Raw genomic sequence first — 5786 nt, forward strand, 5'->3', positions numbered from 1 at the left:
TCTTCCAATTTAAGAGTCTGAGGGGGACACACATCTACACAGTCACCACACTCATTACAAAAAGTTGGATTAAAAACTATCCTTTTTTGAGTGTTTCCTTCCTCATCCAAAACCATAGGTTCCACTTTCAATGCATCGTGAGGACATATTTCCACGCACTTTGGATCCCCACCACAAATATCACAGTAAATCACATTTGCAGGATTTACTTCAATAGCTGAAGTAGGACAGGTACCCTGACAGGCCCCACACCTGATGCAGTCTTCTTTATTGACCAATATCATTTTATTTCTACCTCCAAATATTTTAAATTATAAAATTATGCTGTTAATTCAAATGAGTTTAACAGCACCTAAATTATCATTTACTTGCAGGGATAATGAGATCTCGCTCACCATCAGGCATGAATTCTCTTAATGCACCCTTTGCAATCGATTTACGTGGCCATTTAAAGTCAAATGATAAATTATCATCAGCAAAAGCCACTTTAATTAATGGATTTAAACAGAAAGCATCACCACGTGCAGCATGAGGTGCTTGTGCAATTCCAGCATATTCTGGCTGGTGTCCTACATTCATGGCATAATTAGGATAATTTGGACCTCTTAATTCATGTATTAACCCTTCATCACTCCTAATCGATAATGAATTGGAAGCACCACACTGATCTTGCAAGTCATAACCATAAAATCCTAAGCGGCTGTGACATTCTTTGTGCATTATCATACTAAGATACCATCCATTTACTCCAGCATTAGCATTGCCTGTGGCAAATGCAGTTGATGCACCAGCAGCAGCTGAAACAACTGAAGCCCGCTGAGAACCACCAAAGTGATCTTCCAATAAGGTAGGGTATTCATACTGCTCGAGACCATACATGGTTACTTCTGTAGAAATATCCCTCACCACTTCCATATTTGGTTCTGCTTCACACATACCATAATTTTCCTCCACATATTCCATTCCATAATATATGAAATCATCGAGAATATCATCGGTATAAGTAGCACTGGCATACTGAGTAAATCCAACCCCGCCAGACATATAAGATCCTAACCATATTTGATCGTATAAAACAGCAGCACCCGCAATTACTTCCAGAGTGACTTTTGCAGGGTCTTTAGAAACTCTTGATGTTTGAACCATGTCCGCAAATGATCCAAAGGATATTCCCCCAGGTTCATTTGGTCCTCTTGCCCTTCTAGCCGGTAAAAATGATCCCATTTCAATTACATCAGCATGTTTTGCAGCATATGAAAAATCAGCAATAGCAGCTTCACCAGCACATAATTTATATGCTGCAATGAAACTCATCCCAATCTGCATGGCAGACCATCGAGACACCGTACCTCCATCACAGCACCTCACTACTAAAGTAGGTACTCTGCTCACCTGGTAAGTTTTATTACCAATATACTTCTTAAGCATTTCCGCCTGTTCTTCCGGGAATTGTTTGTTTATATCGATTAGAACACGTTTATCAAGTTCATCAGCGAGGTTATCGTCCCCGGTGAATATTTTTGCATAACAATCCCCTGCTAGACCCGGATGAACCTCCACCATATGTTCTTGAACTACTGCACCACCCGGCAGTGCATGATTTATGGTTTCCATATATTCATTGATGGTTTCAGGAGTTACTTCCACCCCTAACCTTTTTTCAAGAACAGCATGTCCGGTATCCATACCCACAATAACTGTCCTTTTTATATCATCAGATAGTTGCTGAATAGCTGCATTATTACAGAAATGCAAATCATCTCCTTCAACAAAATCATCGGTTCCAGATATTTTATAGGCCATTAATTTTCGCTGACCTAAAGGAACGCCTATATCCGGATTATAAAAGGGCATGTTCCCTCTTTTTTCGGCAAGTTTCTTTGCGTAATCATCAAATTCTCTTTTTCGAGGAGATTGTTTCCAGCCATCAAAACAATAAAAATTAGTATAATACTCGTTTTGATCTTCTCCTTCGAATTTTGAGTTTAAAGCCTTTAAAAAAAGGCGTTTATTTTTATCCATTAGTCATCACCTAACCTTTTTTTAAGGTCATCTTTAAAAACATCCATTCCAAAACCACCCATGGTTCTAGCAACGTGAATGGTTTCCACCACTTCAATTGCTTCTTTATCTTCTCTCATACCCACATTGTCTTTCCTATAGATAGTGGTAATTTTTTCCAGTTCCTCCTCAGGTAATGGTTCACCCATGTCAACTGGTTCATCCAGTGGACGGCCCACTTGATCTTTTATGTAAATAACATGCCCATCCTCTTCATTGTAGACATATCTCTGCAGAGCATCAAACATTAGTCCGTTCTCATCCAGTCTTAATGAATGTCCGTGTACGGTGGCTCCCCTCAGGCCGGATCTTGCCGGGTCAAAAATATCAGTTTCTACTAATTCTTTAGAGACAGATTCTAAATCTAATTCCCTCATTTCGATTACCTGTCTTCCAGAAAGGGTACCTGTATCCACCCCCCTATATCTCCACATATAAGTACGGGCCCGGTCATATGGTTGAGCTGGGGCATTGTACATGGAATCTGCGAACTGTATGTACCTCACACGAACTCCTTCTTTAGCTCCTGTAATTGGTTCCACCATATCCCTTACTATATCATCTGAAAAATCCATTTCATCTAATGGAGGGTGAACGGCTTTATAATTTTCACCAGGACTTCTATGGCCTAAAACTTTAACCAGGTCTTCTTCTGACACTTTACGGATATGTCTTAGATTAAAGTTAGGATTCATATGGTTTCTTCTATTTTCTGCAATTATCGTTTCTCCAGGAGAATATTGCGCTTTATAGGACATTTTATACACCAAATATTTTTTTTAAATTTTGTTTACCATTTTTATGGTTTCTGAAGATTTGGCACTGGGATCAACCATGCCAATTAAACGCTGATCAATTTTAGTTTCAAATCCCCGCCCATATTTCAAATAATCAGAAATTGTGACATTAGTTTTTGAGAAAATTCCCATGAATAAATCATATTTACAAGGCATAATATCATTTAAGAGTTTATCGAGTTTTTCCATGAATATTTCTAACTCAGGATATGAAACACTGATAATAATTTCTCCAACTTTTAATCTAAGTTGCATAGACTCTTCATTAACTATTATAACTTTCCTATCAGAATGATTCACTTGTTCTCCTCGGGCAGGGCCGTAACTTACCATGGCCGGTAGTGAAGGTCCTTTAACAATTACTCTCACCATGCCATCCAATGAATAAATCTTATTCAATAATTTTTCAGAGGTTTCCACTTTTAAAAACCGGTGAGGAAATATTTTTAAATCGATAATTTCACATTTTTCCGTTTTATCCATTTTCACACCAAAACTAGATATTATCTTTTATTTCCCCTGCGCCATTTGCTACGCTGTTTATAGGTTCCCTCAAATAATCAATAGCACCATAAACCATACCAATAAGTCCTGATGTTTTTTCCACCGAAAACATTTGAGTACCTGCATCTAAGCACATAGCTGCCGCAGCACATGGAATAGCGAATCCTTTACTGTGACGGGTTACTACGTGGTTTCCATGGAAAGTTCCAGGGCCACCCCCACCATAAATAGAATGAGAGAAAAAGCTGAATCCAACCCCAGTACCTTCAGTTCGGCCATAATCTACACCAGGAAGTCCGGTTTCGTACTCTAAAATATCATTGTAGTATAGTACTGTCGAAGCAACACCTTGCGCAGCACGAGAAGCACCAACATTTACAATATTTGCTGCCAAAAGTCCTGAAGCAGCATAAGCATTCCATAATGCCCAATCTACAGGCTCAAACAAGTTATATCCAGAATTCATTTTTTTATCTATCCTGATCACATTATCTTCCAATGCACGGCCAACCAATGATTCTATAACTGTTCCAACAGTGCCTTTTCCATTTTCTTTTACCAGATCAAAAACCAGATTATTTGCATTTAAACCCTGGAATGCTAATGAAAGTAGATGAAACCTTTCAAATGCCCCAGCTGCATCTCCTGTTTCGAACATTGCTGTTTGTTCCATTATAGAAGATAGTGCTGCAGCATTCAGCGTGTTTTTATTTGTAATGGCCACTACATGGTTAGCCATAACATTTCTTAACCCATACCCCAATCCCTCTAACAATACAGGAGGTCCTAAAAGAGCACTGATATTCCCTCCCTGTAAATCAACAGATTGAGGATATCTCCCTAAAACTGCAGTTTTTACTGCAGGTGCATCAAACATATTAACATTAAATGTGTCAATAATAGATTGTATCACAGCAGCACCAGTAACTAATGTGGATACACTGTAATCCGCTGCCATTTTTAGACGAGTAGTTGGTAGTTGAACAAGCAATTGTTTTCCATTGTTTATCAAACGAATACTAGTATCATCTTCCTTTTCGATTCTAACCATTTTTTTTATTTTGTCGGCTATTAATTCTGCATTATCCACAATAGACAGATCTAATTCTCTTCCAGGAATGAAGTTAGACTTACCACCTAAAGCAGCGCTTTTTAAGCCACTTTCAATTCCAGAAAGATTCACTGCTACGGATCTCTTGATATCATGTACTATTTTTTCAATAGCCGGGTTTCTCATAGGACTAATGGATTCTAAAGGTACTTGTTCCTGTAGAATCTTACCATCTGCACCGTAAAGGTCTATTTTGTCATCATAAATTGGCATTTTTCACACCACACAATATTTTTTTAATACTTATTTATAAATAAATATTACTAAGTGTTGAAGTAGATTGTATTCTTTTTAAATCACGAAAAGTAAACCGATAATAAATTACTGTGGCTACTTTGTTTAATTTAAATCTGGATTAATCTGAGCATTTAATTAATTTTTTAAGTTCCAGTTAACCAAATATAAAATTGGAAATTCTAACCAAGGAATTAACCAAAAATATCATCCTCCAACCTCCATTAAAATACATCTTCCCGAATAAGGTGTGTAGAAGTATGTATTGAAAAATTTCCAAAAAAATAATCCAGATGATTATTTATTTGAATGACTGGTTGTTCTAAATAATATAATCTTATCAAATATTATTAATAACCAGTTACATTCTCGTTTGCGTAATAAACATATAAAACTTTTTAAGAAAAACTAAGGCGAAATATTTAAATAAAAAGAAAAATCAGAGAATGCAAACAAATTAAAAACAGAATATAAGTCACTAAAATATATTAAAAACTAAAAAAATACCATAAGCTGTTTAATAATATAAAAACTTTAATTTAAAAAAATATTAGCTATTAAAAATCATTAATAATATTACTACTACCTAAAAATTAATCGTACTAATTACAAAAAAAGAATAAATAAAACTGGTGTAAAACACCAGTAATTTTTTTTATTTATTTTAAACCCAATGCATTCTTAGGACAAGCAGGTATACACTGATCACAGAGGATACAGAATCCTTTGAGTGGTACTTTGTCATCAGTGAGTTTCAGCATACTGTACGGACATACATCTACACAGTCACCACACTCATCACATAGAGCAGGGTTGTACTGAACTCTTTTCCGTTTGACAACTTGACCATCCACTACTTTATCCATTTCCACTAGGGATAATGCATTCTTAGGACAAGCCATAGTACATGCACCACATCGGGTACACATGGCAAAGGATGGATCTTCGTCCACTTTTTCCTGTTCAGGGAGTTTCATACCAGTTTTGGTAACCACTCGAATTGCGTCGTTTGGACAGATTTGAGCACAAGCACCAACGAAATCACATTGTGATTCATCGTATACTAGTCCTTCTTCACT

General features: G+C 36.7%; 6 protein-coding genes. All 6 read right to left on the minus strand.

Annotated elements, in window-relative coordinates:
- Positions 1–284, minus strand: a 284-nt coding sequence (locus tag MXE27_RS11540; RefSeq protein ID WP_248612598.1) for a 4Fe-4S binding protein, incomplete at its 3' end; no start/stop codon positions are given.
- 76 nt (positions 285–360) lie between these two features.
- Positions 361–2022 carry a coenzyme-B sulfoethylthiotransferase subunit alpha gene (mcrA, locus tag MXE27_RS11545; protein ID WP_248612599.1) on the minus strand — a complete coding sequence of 554 codons (1662 nt, stop codon included), beginning with the start codon at positions 2020–2022 and terminating at the stop codon, positions 361–363.
- Complete coding sequence (mcrG, locus tag MXE27_RS11550) at positions 2022–2819, minus strand: coenzyme-B sulfoethylthiotransferase subunit gamma (protein WP_248612600.1); 798 nt, start codon at positions 2817–2819, stop codon at positions 2022–2024. Before mcrG ends, mcrA begins: the two co-directional genes overlap by 1 nt.
- Before the next feature lie 21 nt (positions 2820–2840).
- Positions 2841–3341, minus strand: coding sequence for a methyl-coenzyme M reductase operon protein D (gene mcrD, locus MXE27_RS11555; protein WP_248612601.1), 501 nt, complete (start codon positions 3339–3341; stop codon positions 2841–2843).
- A 13-nt stretch (positions 3342–3354) separates the two neighbouring features.
- Entirely contained in the window at positions 3355–4686 is a 1332-nt protein-coding gene (gene mcrB, locus MXE27_RS11560; RefSeq protein ID WP_248612602.1) for a coenzyme-B sulfoethylthiotransferase subunit beta, read from the minus strand.
- Positions 4687–5366: 680 nt separating this feature from the next.
- A partial coding sequence (locus MXE27_RS11565) for a 4Fe-4S binding protein (protein WP_248612603.1) occupies positions 5367–5786 on the minus strand: 420 nt, incomplete at its 5' end.

Source organism: Methanobacterium alcaliphilum (assembly GCF_023227715.1).
Classification (GTDB): Archaea; Methanobacteriota; Methanobacteria; order Methanobacteriales; family Methanobacteriaceae; genus Methanobacterium_E; species Methanobacterium_E alcaliphilum.

Coding starts and splice junctions, on each gene's coding strand:
- mcrA (WP_248612599.1), bottom strand. CDS start 2,022: ATGGATAAAAATAAACGCCTTTTTTTAAAGGCTTTAAACTCAAAATTC.
- mcrG (WP_248612600.1), bottom strand. CDS start 2,819: ATGTCCTATAAAGCGCAATATTCTCCTGGAGAAACGATAATTGCAGAA.
- mcrD (WP_248612601.1), bottom strand. CDS start 3,341: ATGGATAAAACGGAAAAATGTGAAATTATCGATTTAAAAATATTTCCT.
- mcrB (WP_248612602.1), bottom strand. CDS start 4,686: ATGCCAATTTATGATGACAAAATAGACCTTTACGGTGCAGATGGTAAG.